Annotated in this window: 13 protein-coding genes; 10 read left to right on the top strand and 3 right to left on the bottom strand. The window is 51.8% G+C overall.

All coding sequences use genetic code 11. From position 1 onward, the window contains the following. Positions 1–122: 122 nt before the first annotated feature. From TJ79_RS13795 to TJ79_RS13770, 5 genes are all read left to right on the top strand, one after another. Complete coding sequence (locus TJ79_RS13795; protein WP_238323010.1) at positions 123–1,154, top strand: aminoglycoside phosphotransferase family protein; 1,032 nt, start codon at positions 123–125, stop codon at positions 1,152–1,154. A gap of 127 nt (positions 1,155–1,281) precedes the next feature. Beyond that, on the top strand, positions 1,282–2,382 hold the full coding sequence (locus TJ79_RS13790; protein ID WP_040950887.1) for an SGNH/GDSL hydrolase family protein: 1,101 nt from the start codon (positions 1,282–1,284) through the stop codon (positions 2,380–2,382). A gap of 29 nt (positions 2,383–2,411) precedes the next feature. Beyond that, on the top strand, positions 2,412–4,298 hold the full coding sequence (locus TJ79_RS13785; protein ID WP_040950886.1) for a beta-N-acetylhexosaminidase: 1,887 nt from the start codon (positions 2,412–2,414) through the stop codon (positions 4,296–4,298). Between the two features lie 51 nt (positions 4,299–4,349). Beyond that, a complete protein-coding gene (locus TJ79_RS13780; RefSeq protein WP_040950885.1) occupies positions 4,350–5,450 on the top strand; it encodes a threonine aldolase family protein in 1,101 nt (366 codons plus the stop codon). A 779-nt stretch (positions 5,451–6,229) separates the two neighbouring features. After that, positions 6,230–6,607 carry a hypothetical protein gene (locus tag TJ79_RS13770; RefSeq protein WP_040950883.1) on the top strand — a complete coding sequence of 126 codons (378 nt, stop codon included), beginning with the start codon at positions 6,230–6,232 and terminating at the stop codon, positions 6,605–6,607. A 249-nt stretch (positions 6,608–6,856) separates the two neighbouring features. Here the strand turns inward: TJ79_RS13770 and mprF are convergent, their stop codons facing one another. Beyond that, positions 6,857–9,523 (bottom strand): bifunctional lysylphosphatidylglycerol flippase/synthetase MprF, encoded by a 2,667-nt coding sequence (gene mprF / locus TJ79_RS13765; RefSeq protein ID WP_162162959.1) that lies wholly within the window; start codon positions 9,521–9,523, stop codon positions 6,857–6,859. Positions 9,524–9,664: 141 nt separating this feature from the next. On the opposite strand from mprF, the gene TJ79_RS13760 reads away from it, so the two are divergent. Together TJ79_RS13760 and TJ79_RS13755 are read left to right on the top strand one after the other, a co-directional pair. Then, entirely contained in the window at positions 9,665–10,186 is a 522-nt protein-coding gene (locus TJ79_RS13760; RefSeq protein WP_040951060.1) for a GNAT family N-acetyltransferase, read from the top strand. Between the two features lie 37 nt (positions 10,187–10,223). Next, entirely contained in the window at positions 10,224–11,123 is a 900-nt protein-coding gene (locus TJ79_RS13755) for a 3-hydroxyacyl-CoA dehydrogenase (protein ID WP_040950881.1), read from the top strand. Positions 11,124–11,143: 20 nt separating this feature from the next. Here TJ79_RS13755 and TJ79_RS13750 read toward each other — a convergent pair whose 3' ends face one another. Beyond that, positions 11,144–11,683, bottom strand: a complete 540-nt coding sequence (locus TJ79_RS13750) for a TetR/AcrR family transcriptional regulator C-terminal domain-containing protein (protein WP_040950880.1) — start codon at positions 11,681–11,683, stop codon at positions 11,144–11,146. Between the two features lie 41 nt (positions 11,684–11,724). Continuing rightward, positions 11,725–12,948: an MFS transporter gene (locus tag TJ79_RS13745; RefSeq protein WP_040950879.1), complete on the bottom strand. Its 1,224-nt coding sequence runs from the start codon at positions 12,946–12,948 to the stop codon at positions 11,725–11,727. Between the two features lie 141 nt (positions 12,949–13,089). On the opposite strand from TJ79_RS13745, the gene TJ79_RS13740 reads away from it, so the two are divergent. The 3 genes from TJ79_RS13740 (at position 13,090) to TJ79_RS13730 (ending at position 17,321) form a co-directional block, all read left to right on the top strand. After that, entirely contained in the window at positions 13,090–13,692 is a 603-nt protein-coding gene (locus TJ79_RS13740; protein ID WP_040950878.1) for a TetR/AcrR family transcriptional regulator, read from the top strand. A gap of 97 nt (positions 13,693–13,789) precedes the next feature. Continuing rightward, entirely contained in the window at positions 13,790–14,692 is a 903-nt protein-coding gene (locus TJ79_RS13735; protein ID WP_040950877.1) for a DMT family transporter, read from the top strand. Between the two features lie 295 nt (positions 14,693–14,987). After that, a complete protein-coding gene (locus TJ79_RS13730; protein ID WP_155987900.1) occupies positions 14,988–17,321 on the top strand; it encodes a beta propeller repeat protein in 2,334 nt (777 codons plus the stop codon). Positions 17,322–17,417: the final 96 nt, after the last annotated feature.

Raw genomic sequence — 17,417 nt, 5'->3', positions numbered from 1 at the left:
TCCTGCGCGTTTGGTATGCCGCAGGGAGGCCAACGCGAGAAGCGTTAGCCCACCCTGGATAAGATCAGGTGAACTAACGCTGTTTGTAATGATGATATTGAGAAGCGGTCAGAAGCGCGATCATGGAGATTTCCCCTTCGCTTGAGATTATAACGATTATAGTGGATGGCTTCCGGCGGCGCAAGAACATTTTTGCTATACTGGAAAAAAGATCAGGGAAACAGAGGCGGATGATGATGATGGGCGGGTATGTGTTCAGATCAGATGAGCAAGAACGAATTACGAGCCGTTTCGGCGGTGATTTTTACGGGAAGCTTGTGGGAGATTTGGACGTCTACACGGAGAAATGGAGACTGGATGCGTTAAGCTTGATTCCCTCCTATTCGGCAAACTTGGTGTTTCTATGCCACTCGGAGGACTACGGGGATGCCGTATTGAAAATCGGGGATCCCGCTTTCCCGGAAACACGATCGGAATATTTGGCCTTGCGCCACTTTGACGGCGGACGTTTTTGCCGGGTCTTTGCGGTGGATGCGGACAAAGGAGCGCTGTTGATCGAACATGTGAAGCCGGGGATCCCGCTCAGGAAGGAGCTATCTCTCGACAAGAGGTTGTCCGTCTTTTGCTCGCTTTATCGGGGCTTGCATGCCGAACCGGCGGAACCGGAGCGATTTCCCTCATACACGGGCTGGGTTAACCGGATCACGGAGTACATGAGCCAGCGGCAGGATTGCGTCGAACTCTATGAACATATGAAAAAGGCCAGGGAGATTTGCCTGGAGGTGGCGAGGCGTTACACGCAAAAGATGCTGCTGCATGGGGATTTTCACCATGACAACATCCTGTTGGGTGCCGGGGGTGAGTACCGGATCATTGATCCGAAGGGCGTTGTTGGGGACCCGGTTTTTGATGTTCCGCGGTTTATTTTGAATGAATTCGATAATGAAATAACGGACGGCTTATTCGATAAAATCAACAGCATCGTGATGGCGCTGGAGGAATCCTTGCGGATTCCCCAAGGGATTCTCAGGAAATGCCTGTATGTGGAGACGGCCATGGGTATGTGCTGGTGCGTGGAGAGCGGCGCAGGTCCGGAGGAAATGGCGAAGCTTATGCAAACGGTGGTCTTCGCGGAAGCCGTATTGAATCACTGACAAGTAGCGCCTATGCATTTCTGTTTCACTCTGGTTAATTGCTTGTTCACCAGTTGAGAGACTTGTAGAATGGGAGTGAAATCCCATCATAACTTTACGGGCTCGTTGCCCGATCGGGGGAACCGCGATGACGAATGAAGGTTTAAAGGAACAGCTTTTATCCGACGTTAACCATTTTAAAATCCATGGCCGCACTACAGGGGAACGGTCGCCCTTAACGTTGTTTTGGACGGGAAGCGCTGTTGAATTCAACGCCAAAGGCTCGGAGCTATGGGTGGAGATCGAGGCAAGCTACGATCAGTTAGAACCATGGATCAGCATCGTGATCAACGGAGTCCCGATCAGCCGGCAGATGGTAACGGCGGGCAGGCGTTGGTTTTGTGTTTTCCGAGGAATGAATTCCCAGGTTATCAAAAATGTGCGAATCGTCAAAGATACGCAGGCCATGAGCTCCGATCCGAGTTGCTCGCTGCAGATCCGTGGGGTAAAGTTCGACGGGGACTTTTTGCCGGTGGATGAGAAGCCGTACAAGATCGAGTTTATCGGGGACAGCATCACCTCGGGAGAAGGAGCTATCGGGGCGAAAGCGGAGGAAGATTGGATTCCCATGTGGTTCAGTGCACTGGATAATTACGCGGCGATGACGGCGGATGCGTTGAACGCGGACTATAGCATCCTATCCCAGAGCGGTTGGGGCGTGATGGCCGGCTGGGATAACAATCCCTATTGCAACCTCCCCGACTATTATGAAAAAGTTTGCGGATTGCTGAGCGGCGACAAAAACGCCGCCCTCGGTGCTTTTCGTGAGCATGATTTCGCCTCCTGGCAGCCGGATGCGGTGGTCGTCAACTTAGGCACCAACGACTGGAATGCTTTTCAAATGCCGGCTTGGAGAGATGAAAAGACGGGACAGACCCACAAACTACGGTTAAACGAGGACTTGGCGGCTTTCGAGCAGGCGGTTCAGCATTTTCTGGCGAAGCTGCGGAAGCATAACGGGCGCGCTCATATCGTTTGGGCATACGGCCTGTTGGGCTTCCCGATGATGCCGGCGATCTACCGTGCCGTCGATGCGTACAAACGGGAAACAGGGGACGCGAAGGTTTCGGTGTTCCAGCTACCCGCGATGACGGAGGAAACCGTCGGGGCTCGGTATCATCCGGGAAAAGCGGCCCATGCCTGGGCAGCAGAGGCGCTGGCCGAGTATCTCAAAGGCGTTTTGGCTTAGATATCCATCGGGAAAAGGAGCTGACCGATATGAAAGTGGCGATCCAGTCTGATGATCAAGAGGTTCGGGACCTGTTGGCGCTGATGGCATCCGATCTTGAGGTAGAGCTTGGCGAACCGGGTATTCCGCTGGAAGTCATGGGGACTTCGGAAGAATCGCGGATTTTTATCACCTATGATGGACAAAAAGGAGTCATTACGTACCGGGAGAAGGTTCATCTGGCGCGGGCTTTCGGCTTATTTATTCAATTCCTGCGGGAGAACGCAGCCCCCTTCGAGTGGGAGGAGCAACCGCAGTTCCGGACCAACGGGGTGATGCTGGATGTCTCGCGGAATGCGGTTTTGCGGGTGGATGCGGTCAAAAAGCTGCTCCGCATGCTGGCCCTCATGGGCATGAATGCGGTTATGCTTTATACGGAGGATACCTACACCATCTCGGGCCGGCCTTATTTCGGATACATGAGAGGGCGGTATACCGAGGACGAGCTGCGGGAATGTGACGATTACGCCGCGGCTTTAGGTATCGAGCTGATTCCTTGCATCCAAACCCTGGGCCATTTGAAGCTGGCGCTGCAATGGGACTACGCTTCCGCCATGAAAGATGCGGATGACGTGCTGTTGGCGGATGATGAGGCAACCTATGCTTTTATCGAGGACATGATTCAGGCGGCATCGAAGCCGCTGCGCACCAAACGCATCCATATCGGGATGGACGAAGCCTACCAAGTGGGACGGGGAGTCCATCTGGATAAACACGGCTTTGAGAACCGGTTTGACTTGATGAACCGGCATTTGAAAAGGGTGCTCGACATCACGGACCGGCAGCGGCTTGAACCGATGATTTGGAGCGATATGTTTTTCGGCTCTTCGTTTCTGGAGGAGCATGACGGTCCGGGCGCGATTTTACAGGAAGATCATCTAGCGCATCTTCCCAAGCAGGTGAAGTACGTATACTGGGACTACTTCCACGAGGATGAGGGCGTTTACGAACGGTGCATTCAAACCCATAAAAAACTGGGGACGTTACCTGTGTTCGCCGGAGGGGTATGGACATGGGCTGGGCTTGCGCCGAATTACGGCAAGACCTTCGCGACGACGAATGCGGCGTTGCAGGCTTGCAAAAAGGAAGGCGTAGAGGAAGTGTTCGCCACCTTGTGGGGAGATAATGGGGCGGAGACTAGCGTGTTTGCCGGGCTGCTCGGGATGCAGTTGTTTGCCGAGCACGGCTTTCATGCGGAAGTCGATGGGGATTGGTTGAGCCGGCGCTTTAAGCTCTGTACCGGCGGGGATGCGGTTCAATTCCGCGCCCTTTCGAAGCTTGATGAGACGCCAGGGGTGGAAGAGGGCAATCTGAATGCGTCTAACCCTAGCAAGTTTTTGCTTTGGCAGGACACGCTGATCGGGTTGTTCGATCATCATGTAGAAGGGCTGCCCATGAATACCCACTATGAAAAACTGTCCGAGGAGCTGGCTGGATACGCCGGCGGAAGCGGGAAGTGGGGGACACTTTTTCTCTTTTATCAAAGGCTTTCCGAAGTCCTTGCCCTGAAAAGCGAGCTAGGCCTTGAATTGAAGCGGGCTTACGATAGTAAGGACACGGAAGAATTGCGCCGCTTGGCGGAGGGGAAGATTCCGGAGCTGGCCGCCAGGGTCGAAAAGCTGAAGGACGCTCACCGCTCTTTGTGGTTTGCCAATTGCAAAGCCTTCGGCTGGGAGGTTCTCGATATCCGTTACGGAGGTGTACTGTCGCGGCTTCAGACGGCGGCCTTTCGCATAGGTGAATATGTGAACGGCAAAGTAGACCGGTTGGAAGAGCTGGAAGCGGAACGATTGGATTATATGGAACGGCAGACCGGGTCGCTAGGAACGGAGCGCATGTATCACCGCATCGCGACGGCCGGTAATTTATCAGGCTAAACGAAGAGTTCATTATAGATACGATTAGTCGAAAGGGGCAACGAAAACGAGATGAGCGAAGGAAGAAAATCGCTTCAAGAAGCTTTTCAACATACGGAGTACCCGCTTACCGGACACGGAAAACGCAATGTTCAAGTTCTGAAGGATGCCTTGGACGGCTATGATGGAGCGGCGGCAAGCGATGTATATGGAACAGGCGCGATCATCGAGAATTTTCAAACTAAATTGGCGGATTACTTGGGCAAGCCGTCCGCCGTCTTTTTTCCCAGCGGCACGATGGCTCAACAAATCGCTCTCCGCATCTGGTGCGACGAACGGCAGCTTCTCAAGGTGGCTTACCATCCCCTTTGCCATTTGGAGATTCATGAGGAGGACGGGCTAAAGGAACTGCATCATATCGAACCGGTTCTCTTGGCGGATAAGGAGCGAATCATCAGGTTGGAGGACGTTCGGGAGTTAAAAGAGGAGGTCGCCTGCCTCCTGTTGGAGCTGCCGCAGCGGGAGATCGGCGGCCAGTTGCCGGATTTTGCCGAGTTGGAGGCGATCTCCACCTACTGCCGGGAAAAGGGGATCAAGCTCCATTTGGACGGTGCCCGGCTGTATGAATGTCTGCCCTATTATCAAAAGACGGCTGCCGAAGTCTGCGCTCTGTTCGATAGCGTGTACGTCTCCTTTTACAAGGGGATCGGCGGCGTAGCGGGAGCAATCTTGGCTGGCGACGAGGATTTTACGAAACACTCGAAGGTGTGGAAAAGACGCCACGGCGGCGACTTGATCAGCTTGTATCCGTACATCATCAGCGCGGATCAAGGGTTTGAAGAACGACTGCCGAGAATGGAGCAGTATTACCGCGATGCGGTGGAACTGGCCGCGCTCTATAATGCTTGTCCGGACATCACGACGAAGCCGGAAGTGCCAGTAACGAATATGTTTCATGTTCATGCTGCACTGCCGAAGGAAAAGCTGGAGGACGTCCTTCTTTCGTTCTACGAAGAGACAGGTATCGGGTTGACGGGCAACGTGAGGCCGACGGGTGAGACATCCTGCTACTATGAGGTCAGCATTGGCGATGCTTATGGGAGAGTTTCGAAAGAAAAGCTGCGGGAAGCCTTTCAAGCATTGCAGGATAAAATGCAGCCGCGGCTTCTATAATTTTGGGTGGAATGGAAGATGACTCTAAGAAAGGGATCCGGGGACCCTTACCGGATTCCTTTTTTGTTGTATAACAAAACCCCCAGTTCGACTGGGGTTCAGGAAAACTTATAGCGATGAGTAGAAAATCTTTTAAAATTGATCACGAAGTGAATGCCGGTCTACCAACAGCGGATATGAAATCTATGGAGAATAAAGGATGAAAAAGAGCAGTCTCAATAAGTACCATTATACCGAGCAGGTAGCGAAGAGCGAGTGGATGAATACCTGCAAACCTACTGTTATTTTTCTTCCCGCGAGGGGGAGTTTTTGCAATACCTGCAAACTTACAGGTATTTCGAGCTCAAACTCTTCATTCATAACCATGGGACAAAAATACCTGTACAATCACAGTTATTTCTTCAACTGAGCCAATTTTGTTGATATTACCTGCACTTTCGCAGGTATTCGCCACAACGCTGTCCCAAACCCCCACGCAGGATCGCATCCACATCTGACGGGAAGCCTTTCAAGTGCTGAACGAGAAGCTGAAGGCTGCGATTGTTCGAACAAGAGAAGAGGCCGCGATCCTGTAGATTAACGGGTTCCCAAATTTCTATATTAATTAAGGTCCTGCTCAACGTCTGGGCTTAACAGATAAAAAATGCACGACAAAAGACATTATCTACCTTATGTAAAATCAAATACAACTACTTACAGATATTTCTTGCCAAACTATTGGCTTGGTGTATAATAACATAGAACATATGTTCTGTGTTATTGGAGGTGGCAAAATAGTAATGATTTATTACGGTATAGTAATAGAGCAATCGCTAAAAAATCCCTCTATTTTAAAGGAATTTGAGATAGTTGCACAAAAGCAAAATGGGAATTGGAAATTCTTGTTGGTATCGGCTTCGGAAAATACATTAGAGAACCAAATAGAAAAACTGCAAGACAACATGATACCGATTAATGAAGACTGTTGGTATAGTCACTTCTTTATGAATGATGCAATGATTGTGGTTTATCAAGATGCTGTGTTTAAGACTACCACTAATCAAAGTGATTGGAATGAAGTCATTCAATATGGAACGAAACACGGAGTTCCTATAGAACAATTGGATTTTAACCCCTGTACGAAGGAAGGGGCTTTTAAATTGTTCGATCTTAAATAAATGTAGAAATAGAAAAGGGTAGCGAGTAATTCGCTACCCTATTTTTATTCGTTTCTTAACCAAAAGTGTTGTCAAATGGGGTGCCAATCGATTTTGCACCTTTGCCACAATAAATAGCCTGATTCCGCTACGGTAAACGTCACTCGTCCTAGCATCGGGGTCCCCGCAAAGTACCTGATTAAGCTTCGTCAGGGTTGGCTTCACTTTGTAGGGTACGGTGTCAGCGAAGCCGTTTATCCTTGGGGGAAATCAAATCTTTTCGCCCGTCTTTTTCGGGCTTTGAGCAACCAGCTTTCTGAGCTGCAGCACCACTTTGGGAAACGAGATGGTCTTGGGGTAAGCCAGATAACGGGGCTCCCACCGGGGATCGAACTTGTCCTTGAAGCGGCGGATACCTTGAAACCCGTAAAGATAATTGCCTTTCAAGAACAGCAAGCGGGCGATCCGTTCGCCGCGGAAGGAATATGCGACTTCTCCCACTTTACCAAGGGGGGCCATGCCAAGGTTGAATTCCTCGTATCCTTGGGCTTTTGCCCACTGGAGTAGGTGGACCATAAGAGCGTCCATGACTCCGCTCAACCCTTTTTGATAGCGCATCAGGTCGATGGATATGGTCTTTCCGTTGTCGTAAACAGGCATGATGCTGGCAAATGCTACAAGCCGATTTTCACTGTCCCGAAGGGTGGCTATCGGCGCGAGTTCAAGATACGTCTGGTTGAACGTGCCCAAGGAGAAGCCGGATTCCTGCCGGCCGCTCAGCCATTCGTCGGAAACCTCCTTCATTTCCTTGAGAAAAGGAGGCGAGAATGGCGGATTGGCAACCTCAAAGGTGTACCCGTTCCGTTCAAAGCGGTTGAGTGCGGCACGAAGATCCGCTCGGCGGCGTCCGGACATTTGAAATTGATCCAGCTGAAGAACCGCCTCTTCCCCTAACTTAAAGAAATGGAAGCCATATTCGTGGTAGAGCGGTATATGTTCGGCTTTGACCTGATAAAAGACTGGCGTAGCCGCGTATTTGTCGGCGAAATCCCGGAACTTGCCAATAAGCTCCCGGATGGAATCCGGCTCGCCGATGGGATCGCCAAGGGAGGCGACGATTTTTCCGATTTGGCCATAAGCCAAAACTGCCTGTTCATCAGACGACCACATCAAGCTTTTGTCCCCGAGGAATAGCAGATGGGTCAAGTAGTTCCCTTTATGGTTGGCCAGGAATTGCTGAAGTTTAACCCACTCCTGGTGAGTGGGAGCAGGTGCCGGCGGACGGTTGGGACGCTGCAGCCATCTCAGGGTCAGAAAGATCCAGCTTGCCGCTAAGGCCAGCGTGGACTCGCGCCGAAGCTCGTAATCCTTCAAGGCGAAACGGGACAGCCATTTAGCATGGGAGTGGGTGACGGGGAGCGGCTGCTTGGTTAGATGCCCCACGGAAAAATACAGCAGGGAAACGAATAGGGTAAACCCGGCCCATGCCGCCGTTTTCGAGAAGCTAAGGGGCGTTTCTTCTCGGTTGAAACGATCTTTGGACATCCACAACAGCAGGAAGATACAGCCGAGGAATATCGCTTCCTCATAGGCAAACCCTTTGAGCAGCAGGGCAATAGAACCGGCAGCAAGCAAAAGAAGCGTAAAATAATACGTTCTTCTGGCGCGCAGACGAATTCCTTCCGAGACGGTCAGCATGATGAGACCAATCAGGACGGTGATCTGATGGGAGGTTTTCATGGTCAAAGGAGTGATGAAGTGCTCGAGAGCATGCATTCGGTGCCAATAGCCGGGCATCGCAGCGGAAAGCAGCAGCACAACACCGCCTACAAAGACGAGTGCGGAGAGGGCCCAGTTACTGATATCCCGCAGGACCTTCGATTGATTCGGCCAATTCCAAAGCTTAAGCCAGCCTCTGAGGAGAGGGTTAAGCACTTGATTTTGGGCATTAGTCCGGATTTCCTTGCCGGGAAGCCACTCGGTTGTCGCGAGCGCCAAGCCGATGCACCATGGGATAAAATAATAAAAGACGCGAAATAGCAAAAGAGCGGCCAACGCATGGTCGGGCGAAACGCCAAAGGTATACAGACCGAGAAGAGCGACAGCGTCGAAGGAGCCAAGGCCGCCGGGCACAAAGCTGATGACGCCTGCTACCGCAGCCATGGCATAAATGCCCGTTGATTCTCTGAAGGTAAGCGGCAGATGAAGTGAGTGGAGAACGGTCCAAAAAGCAAAAGCGGCGGCAAGCCATTCCAGGAATGAGGCGCCAATAGACAAAAGCGGCATGGTGGAGGTGATTTTATTTTCACCGGTCAGACCCAGCAGGTTCCGCAAGACCGGAAGCTTTCCAAGTAAAGCGAACAGGATGGCATAGGAAGCGATGGCCAATTCGGCGATCAAGAGCCATGGATGGCTGTGCGTCATGCCGCCAGTATTCCAGGCTCCAAACAACTGGAGCAGGGCTAATACGGAAAGACCGGTCATCCCGGATAGAGATAAGTAAATGACCGATTTTAGCCATTCCTGGCCCTGGAATCCTCGGCTGCGATAGAGGGTCAAGCGCATGCCGGCTCCGGTGAACCCTGCGAAGCCCAAGGCATTATTAAACGAATTGGCGATCCAACTGATTTTCCATATGGAGATCAACGGCGGTTTTACCGCTCTGCGTTTTAGGAGCAGAAGATCGTAGGACGTCATAAGCGTAACGGCAAGCAGGCAGACCGCAAGCAGTTTGAGATGCTCCAGGGGAGGCAAGCTTTTTAAGTGATGCAGAGCAACTGCAGGCTTTATATCCCGAATGAAAGAATGGATCTGAGTATAAAGAAAAGCCAGAACTAATAAGGGAATCAGAAATTTTAGCATTTTTTTGCCGAAATCCAGACCTCTTAAGAGGAACGGCTGCTCGGGATGCTGCTCTTGCATTTCATTTTGTTCCACCCCAAAAAGACCTCCTATAGACACCAAATCTGCCTTGATCATAACATAGCGGGTTATTTGCCGGTGCAAAATAATATCGATAAACTGAAAAAACCAAATGATGGGACAAAAGCGTCCTTGTATAACGAAGGAGACAGCAAGATGGACGAGATGCAATTCCGCGAGATTTACACCTTGATGGAGGCGGCGTTTCCCGAAACGGAACTCCGCGCTTTTGACGATCAATTTGCTCTTCTCAAGCATGCCCGTTATGGGCTACGGGTGAACCGGAGTGAGGGTGGAGAACTGCTGGGAATATTAGCCGGGTGGCAGTTTTCCGCATTCCGCTTTGTGGAGCACATCGCCATACATACGGAGATCAGAGGTCAGGGAATCGGCAGGCGGATGTTGGAGGAGTACCTTAATGAAGCCGAAACTCCGGTGGTGCTGGAGGTAGAGCTGCCGGATACGCCTATTGCCCAGCGCCGCATCGCCTTTTACGAACGCATCGGTTTTCACTTGAATCCCTTCGCCTATCAGCAGCCGCCCCTGCGGAGGGGACAAGCCCCACTGCCTTTGCATATCATGAGTTATCCGGCCCCGCTTACGGAAGCGGCTTTCCATCCCTATAAGATTACACTTTATCGTGAGGTGTATAACATCAGCAAGATTTCCGCAGATTAGGTGGGATTGCAGAAAATCCGGAAAGGGGGCGGCATTCATGAACTACAAAAATATAACCGTTGCGGGCAGCGGCGTCTTAGGCAGCCAGATCGCTTATCAAACGGCATTCAAAGGATTTCCGGTCACGGTCTACGATATAAACGATGAAGCATTGGATCGGGCAAAGGATAGAATCGCCAAATTAATGCCGCGTTATCAGGAAGATCTGGGAGCCTCGATGGATGAGGTCGAAGCAGGCTACGGGCGGATAACGTATCATAGCGACTTGACTCAGGCGGTGGCGGAAGCGGATTTGGTGATCGAAGCGGTTCCGGAAGTGGTTCACATCAAGGAGGGTTTTTATAAGAAGCTAGGGAAAGCCGCTCCGGATAAAACGATTTTCGCCACTAACTCATCCACGATGCTGCCCAGCCAGTTCGCGGAAGCGACGGGCCGGCCGGCGAAGTTTTTGGCGCTGCATTTTGCCAACGAAGTATGGAAAAACAACACCGCTGAGATCATGAAGCACACCGGAACGGATGAGCAGGTTTTTAACGACGTAATCGCATTCGCAAAAGCCATTGGGATGGTTGCCTTGCCGCTGCACAAGGAACAACCGGGCTATATTTTGAATTCGCTGCTGGTTCCGCTGCTGGAGGTGGCCCAATTGCTCCTCGTCAAAGAGATTGCCGACGTGGAGACCATCGATAAAACGTGGATGGTGGGAACAAAAGCGCCTTTGGGGCCTTTTGGCATATTGGATGTGGTGGGCATCAACACTGCCTATAACATCGGTCAGGCCAAGGCTCAGGTTACCGGTGACGCCGACTTTGAAAAAGTAGCCGAGTTGTTGAAGAATGACTACATCGACAAAGGAAAGCTAGGGCGAGCAACAGGCGAGGGCTTCTACAAATACCCCAACCCCACCTTCGCGAAACCGGGCTTTTTGGAAAGCTGAAAACAGACTTTTTTCGTCCATTAGCCGGATCGGACAGCCAGTTGCTCCATGCCGAGTACGATGATGTTCAGTCCCGTCTCGAACATTTTATCGGAGCCGATTTCTTTAAAAATTCCGTTTTCGTGCATCCGTTTGATCACGAATGTGCCATCTTCCGGCAAACGCGCAAGCGACGCCTGAAACAGTTTGCTGGCGTCCGCTTTCAGTTCTTTGTTTACCTTTCTTTGCTCATACCGGTCCAGCTCGAAGGAGATGATGTAATTCAATAAACAAGCGATCGATGAAAATTTATCGCTGTCGCTTAATGGCAACGGGTCCACGATTTGCAGCAAGGCATTGTTCAAGGCCAAATAATTCGCCTCGGAAGGAAACGCTCGCATGAATAGCTGAGCCGAACAAGGATACTTGGTCATAGTGTGTTTAATGGTTACCGCAAAATCCGTAAGCTGGCTTTTCCAATCCCCTTTAAGGACGACCGCCTGCAAGGCTTCTTTCGATACTTCATTGGCAAGGCTCTGAAAAAAGATCTGCGGAGTCGTGATGAGCCTTTTTCTTAGCAAGACAAAAAGGAATCATCATTCCGTTTAAGGCGGATTGCCGATCAAGAAGCAGCGGATCGGTCTTGCAACACTTGCTGACGGCTTCGGGTAACGTAGAGGTAGAAATAGCCGAGAGCGATGAGGGCGCAGAAGAGGACATCTAGCCCAATGAGCGCTTGATAGTTTTGAAAATAGTCGTAGCTCATGCCTCCGATCAACGAACCGATAATGCCGCCCCCTTGATGGAAAAGCAGCAGCCAGCCGGCCTGTTTGCCGTTTCCCTTGCCGTATTCGTTTACGATCAGGAGTCCTCCCGGAATAGCACTTAAATAGGTGATACCAAAGGCAATGGCAAAGATCAACGGGGACCATCCCAGGTGCAGGAACAGCAGAACAAACCCCATGATCCGTATACCGTACAAAAGCATCAGCATCGCCAGTTTGTTCGTCCGGTCGAGAAGAAAGCCGAATAAAAGGGAACCGCAGATTTCCATCACACCGAGGGTGCTCATGGAGATGGCGATCATCGCTTTCGGCACGTTGGCCAACTGATGGATGGCGACCAGATTCATCTCCACCGTCCCCATGTTAAAGCCGCAGACGAATAACGCGCCGGCAACGGTGATGAGGATCGGTAGGAATCCGGCGATTGGTGGGAGAGGGGAGCGCCTTGCTTTCGGCGCCTTTTGGTGACGTTCCGTTCTCGCAGCGGCGGCTCCTTTCACGCCAAAAAAGGTGACTGGCAGCGAAACGATGATGCTGAGCAAGAAGGAAAAGAGGAACGCATCCTTCCAGGTGAGCCAGCTTTCCGCAACGAAGAGCGGCGTGCTAATCGCCAGCCCCAGGGAGGAGGCGCTCGCTAGCAAGCCAGTTGCTTTCGCCCGGTGATGGCGGAACCATTGGAAGATCAGCATGTAGGTCGTGGTCGAACCGAGCCCGGTGAAGCCGGAGATGATCCCGTATCCGAGGAAAAAGAGAATGGCTCCATGTCCGAATGCGACGGTCCCCGTTCCCACCATACCGATGAGGGTGCTGAGCAGCAGGATTTTCCTCGGCCCGTAGCGGTCCACGAGCCAGCCTCCCAAGGGGGCGCATAGGGCGGCAATCAGCAGATTGGTCGACCAAGCCATGGAAATGACCCCTCGGCCGATCTCCAGATCCTGCGAAATCTGGACTTGAAAAAAAGCCATGATAAAGCGGATCAAGGCTCCGATAAATCCGATGACCCAGAGGGAGCCCAGTCCTATCCAGGCAAAACGCGGTTCCTTAAACCAGGTTTTCTCCATTTTACTCCTCCTTAGTCACTGTAAATAAAAAAAGATACCGATCGGTATCTTTACTATACCACAGGCCTTCCGGTTCTTTAAAGCACATTTTTATTTGTTATAATGAAAGGGATGATTTCAGCGCATAGGGGAGACATTCATATGCCAAAGGGAGAAAACACCCGCAAGATGATTATCGCCAAGTCCGCCGAATTGTTTAACCAGAATGGCTATGCCAACTCTTCCTTATCGGATATTACGGAACGCACGGGAATCAAGAAGGGTGGCATCTATCGGCATTTTGTCAACAAGGATGAAATCGCCGCCGAGGCATACCGCTATGCGGGCAGCGTGGTGAACAAAAAAATTCAGGAAGCCCTGGCAGGCGAAGAAACGGCAATGGGGAAGTTGCTCGTTTTTTTGCAGGTATACCGGAATGTGGTGGACTCTCCTCCTTTTGTCGGCGGATGTCCCCTGTTGAACCTCGCGACGGAAACCGATGACGGAAACCCGGGTCTTCGTGCCCATGCCCGCCAAGGATTGAACAATACGCTAAACCTCATGAAAACCATCATCGAGAATGGCATTCAATCCGGAGAATTCAGAGCCGATCTGGATGTCGAGGCGCTAGCTACCTTCACTCTGTCGATTATGGAAGGCGGTATCATGATCAGCAAGCTGGACGCCGATAACCGGCACGTTCGGATGAACGAGGAGAGTCTCGCTTCATATATGAAAAGGATTGTCTTGAGGGCGGGCCGGTAATGTAACTTTTTTACAAAAAAAGATTTGATTCCGCGGCACCCGGCGGTTAGTATGGTAGAAACATATCAAACGAATCGGTGGGGAGAAGGGAAACGAAGTGTCGCGGCTGCTGTTTTTTACATTGATAGTGTTGAGTTTGATTTGGGGTTGTTCGTTTTTCTTCATCAAGGAGCTGCTGCCGGATTTCGGCCCCTGGACCATCGCTTTTCTGCGGTCCAGTTTTGGATTGGTGACGATCTCGGTGATCATGCTGATCATGAAGATTCCTTTTGGGTTTCGAAGCATCCAGTGGGTCCCGATGGCGGTTATGGCTTTGGTGAACACTGCCATTCCTTGGGCGATTATCGGCTTTAGCGAAACGAGATTGACCAGCAGTATGGCCTCCATCCTCAATGCGACGACGCCTCTGTGGACGATCATCGTGGGAGCGGTGGCGTTCAAGACGGCTACGCACCAGAGGCAATGGATCGGCATGGGGGTCGCTTTCATCGGTTTGATTATTTTGCTGGACATCAATCCCCATTCCTTCATCTCGGTGGACGGGATAGGCTTTCTGTGCATGATCGCGGCGACGCTCTGTTATGCGGTGGGCTCGCAGCTGTCCAAACGACTGAAAGGCGTCAACATGTACCAGACGACCTTCGGTACGCTGCTGGTTTCCATGTTGGGAAGCGGGGCTGCCGCTTTCATCGTGGAGCCGGTAAACTTGACCCGCCTCGGATCGCTCCATAATTTGGGCATGGTGATGGGCTTGGGGATTTTTGGATCAGGGGTGGCATACATTCTCTTTTACTATTTGGTGCAAAAAGGCAGCCCGGAGCTGGCCACGATGGTCACCTACCTGGTCCCGGCGACGGCGATTCTTTGGGGCAGCACGCTGTTGAACGAGCCCATTCACTGGAGCTTGTTGGCGGGGTTAGTTTTCATTTTGGGCGGCGTGTTCCTGACAAGCCGGAAGCGGCCGCAGCATAGTGTACGAGGCGAGACCGAGTCGGTTTAGCGGAGATTGCGAGAAAATCGAATAGGCAAGTTGTGAAAAAGCGGGTTGAAAAAACCTGCTTTTTCCATGAAATAACCAATAATTCACAGGGTATTTTCCGCAAGGGGCGCCTTGTAGAATAGAGACGACATCGATGAGGCTCATGCGCAAAAAGGGAAGCGCTTTCTCTTTTTTACGCTAAAAAGGAAATCGCTTTCAAACCCGGTTGTTCAGATGTGGAAACATAGGACAAGGAGGATGAAGGGTGAAAAAGGTTTTGAGTCTCGCATTAAGTATCGTGCTCTCGTTAGGATTGATGGGGAGCGCCATCGCCGCATCTCCAGGCAAGACGGAGGTTAAGCCCAGCAGCAAGACGGAAGATTACTCGTGGGGAAGAGCCAAGATTGTCGGCGGCGGGTTTATTCCAGGTATTATTTTCAACGCAAAAGAAAAAAATCTCATTTACGCCCGGACGGACATCGGCGGCGCTTACCGCTGGGATCCGGCCAGCAAGAAGTGGATTCAGCTTTTGGATTCGATAGGGATGAGTGATTGGAACAACCTCGGGGTAGAAAGCTTGGCTACCGACCCCGTCGATCCGAACCGTCTCTATCTCGCCGTCGGCACGTACACCAATGAGTGGACGGACGATAACGGGTATATTTTCCGTTCTACCGATCGGGGCAAGACGTGGAAGAAGACGCAGCTGCCTTTTAAACTCGGCGGAAACATGCCGGGTCGTTCCATGGGCGAACGGCTGGTCATCGATCCCAATGACAATAAGATTCTTTATTTTGGGGCGCGCAGCGGGAATGGCCTGTGGAAGAGCGTCGACTACGGTGCAACCTGGAAAAAGGTCGACAGCTTCACGGCAAAGGGCAGCGTGTCGGACGATTATTTTAAAGATCCTCTCGGCACCGTATGGGTAACCTTCGATCCGACAACAGGTTCCAAAGGCAAAGCGACGCAAACGATCTATGTCGGTGTCGCCGAGCGGGAGAACAGTATCTATAAAAGCACGGACGGCGGCAAAACGTGGGCGCCTGTCACCGGTCAGCCGACGCAAGGGTTCTTGCCTCAACACGGCGTGCTAAATGCAAATGGCGTTTTATATGTCACCTACGCCCATGACGTCGGTCCATACAATGGCGGAGAAGGCTCTGTTTGGAAGTTGGACACGAAGACGGGCGTATGGACGGATATCAGCCCTACCGGCGTAGGAGACAAGGCCAATCCATACGGAGGACTTGCCGTCGACGCCCAACATCCGGATACGGTGATGGTCGCTACGATGAACAAATGGTGGCCGGATGAGTTTATTTACCGCAGCACCGACGGCGGAGCAACGTGGAAGCCGTTTACCACCTACGATTACAGCGTCGGCTGGCCCCCTGCCCGCACCGACGAATTTACCATCGATTACGCCCTGTCCCCTTGGCTTGATTGGGGCTCTGTAAAAGATCCGAAGCAAACGCCGGAAATCTCGCCGAAGCTGGGCTGGATGATCGGCGATCTGGAGATCGATCCGTTCAACTCCAACCGCATTCTCTACGGAACGGGCGCGACGCTGTACGGCTCGGACAACGTGACCGCTATCGATAGCGGCGGTAAAGTGAAAATATCCGTCTATGCCGACGGCATCGAGGAAACGGCGATCCAAGGCTTGATTAGCCCGCCTTCCGGCGCGCCTTTACTTAGCGCCATGGCCGACATCGGCGGTTTCCGCCATGAAAGCCTGGATAAAGCCCCGAACATGATCACCAATCCGTACATGGGTACGACAACGGACCTTGATTATGCTGAGACGAACCCCAATCTTGTCGTCCGCGTTGGGAACGAAAACGGCATCAACCCGAGTATGGGTGTATCGACGGATAACGGGAAGACGTGGACTCCGGCGAAAAATCCGTGGACGCCGCTGCCTTTGACCGGCGAAAAGAAAGATCAACCCGATCCGGCAGATCAGACGAACGGCGGTTGGGTGGCGGTTAGCGCCGATGGTAAAACCATCGTGTGGAGTCCGGAGGCCTCCTCGGCCAGCGTGTCCAGACCAGTAAGCTTCACGAAGGACAATGGCGCAACCTGGACGGCTTCTAAGGGTATCCCAGCGGGAGCGATGGTTTCATCGGACCGCAAAAATGCTAATAAAATCTACGGCTTCTTAAATGGCAAGTTCTATGTCAGCACCGATGGCGGCAAGAATTTTACCGTATCCAAAGCCTCTGGCTTGCCGAAGAATCTGACCAGCAAATTCAAAGCGATCCCGGGTAAAGATGGCGATATTTGGCTAGCTGGGGTAGCGGACAAAAAGGATAAGACCATCTCTTACGGCTTGTTCCATTCCACCGATTCCGGTAACTCCTTCACGAAGCTGAAAAACATGCAGGAAGCTGCTACCATCGGCTTCGGCAAAGCCGCGCCGGGTAAATCGTACATGGCGCTCTACACCGACGCCAAGATCAATAATCAATACGGCATCTACCGCTCCGACGACGCCGGAGCAAGCTGGATTCGCATCAATGACGACCAGCACCAGTTCGGCGCCGCCTCTCGGACGATTACTGGCGACCCGCGGGTCTTCGGCCGCGTCTACATCGGTACCAACGGTCTCGGCATCGTCGTCGGCAACCCGGCGGGAGGAAAGCACTGAGTTTCTAGGCTGGTTCTATTCAACTCACTCCAACGACAACGATTGATGCGATTACCAGAAAAGTGGTATGATAAAACTATCAGAAGTGTATGCTAA

The sequence above is a fragment of the Gorillibacterium massiliense genome, assembly GCF_000455485.1.
Classification (GTDB): Bacteria; Bacillota; Bacilli; order Paenibacillales; family NBRC-103111; genus Gorillibacterium; species Gorillibacterium massiliense.
Note: the sequence above shows the minus strand (reverse complement) of the source record. Positions and strands in the feature narration are given on the sequence as shown.

Coding starts and splice junctions, on each gene's coding strand:
- TJ79_RS13795 (WP_238323010.1), top strand. CDS start 123: ATGGAGATTTCCCCTTCGCTTGAGATTATAACGATTATAGTGGATGGC.
- TJ79_RS13790 (WP_040950887.1), top strand. CDS start 1,282: ATGACGAATGAAGGTTTAAAGGAACAGCTTTTATCCGACGTTAACCAT.
- TJ79_RS13785 (WP_040950886.1), top strand. CDS start 2,412: ATGAAAGTGGCGATCCAGTCTGATGATCAAGAGGTTCGGGACCTGTTG.
- TJ79_RS13780 (WP_040950885.1), top strand. CDS start 4,350: ATGAGCGAAGGAAGAAAATCGCTTCAAGAAGCTTTTCAACATACGGAG.
- TJ79_RS13770 (WP_040950883.1), top strand. CDS start 6,230: ATGATTTATTACGGTATAGTAATAGAGCAATCGCTAAAAAATCCCTCT.
- TJ79_RS13760 (WP_040951060.1), top strand. CDS start 9,665: ATGGACGAGATGCAATTCCGCGAGATTTACACCTTGATGGAGGCGGCG.
- TJ79_RS13755 (WP_040950881.1), top strand. CDS start 10,224: ATGAACTACAAAAATATAACCGTTGCGGGCAGCGGCGTCTTAGGCAGC.
- TJ79_RS13745 (WP_040950879.1), bottom strand. CDS start 12,948: ATGGAGAAAACCTGGTTTAAGGAACCGCGTTTTGCCTGGATAGGACTG.
- TJ79_RS13740 (WP_040950878.1), top strand. CDS start 13,090: ATGCCAAAGGGAGAAAACACCCGCAAGATGATTATCGCCAAGTCCGCC.
- TJ79_RS13730 (WP_155987900.1), top strand. CDS start 14,988: ATGGGGAGCGCCATCGCCGCATCTCCAGGCAAGACGGAGGTTAAGCCC.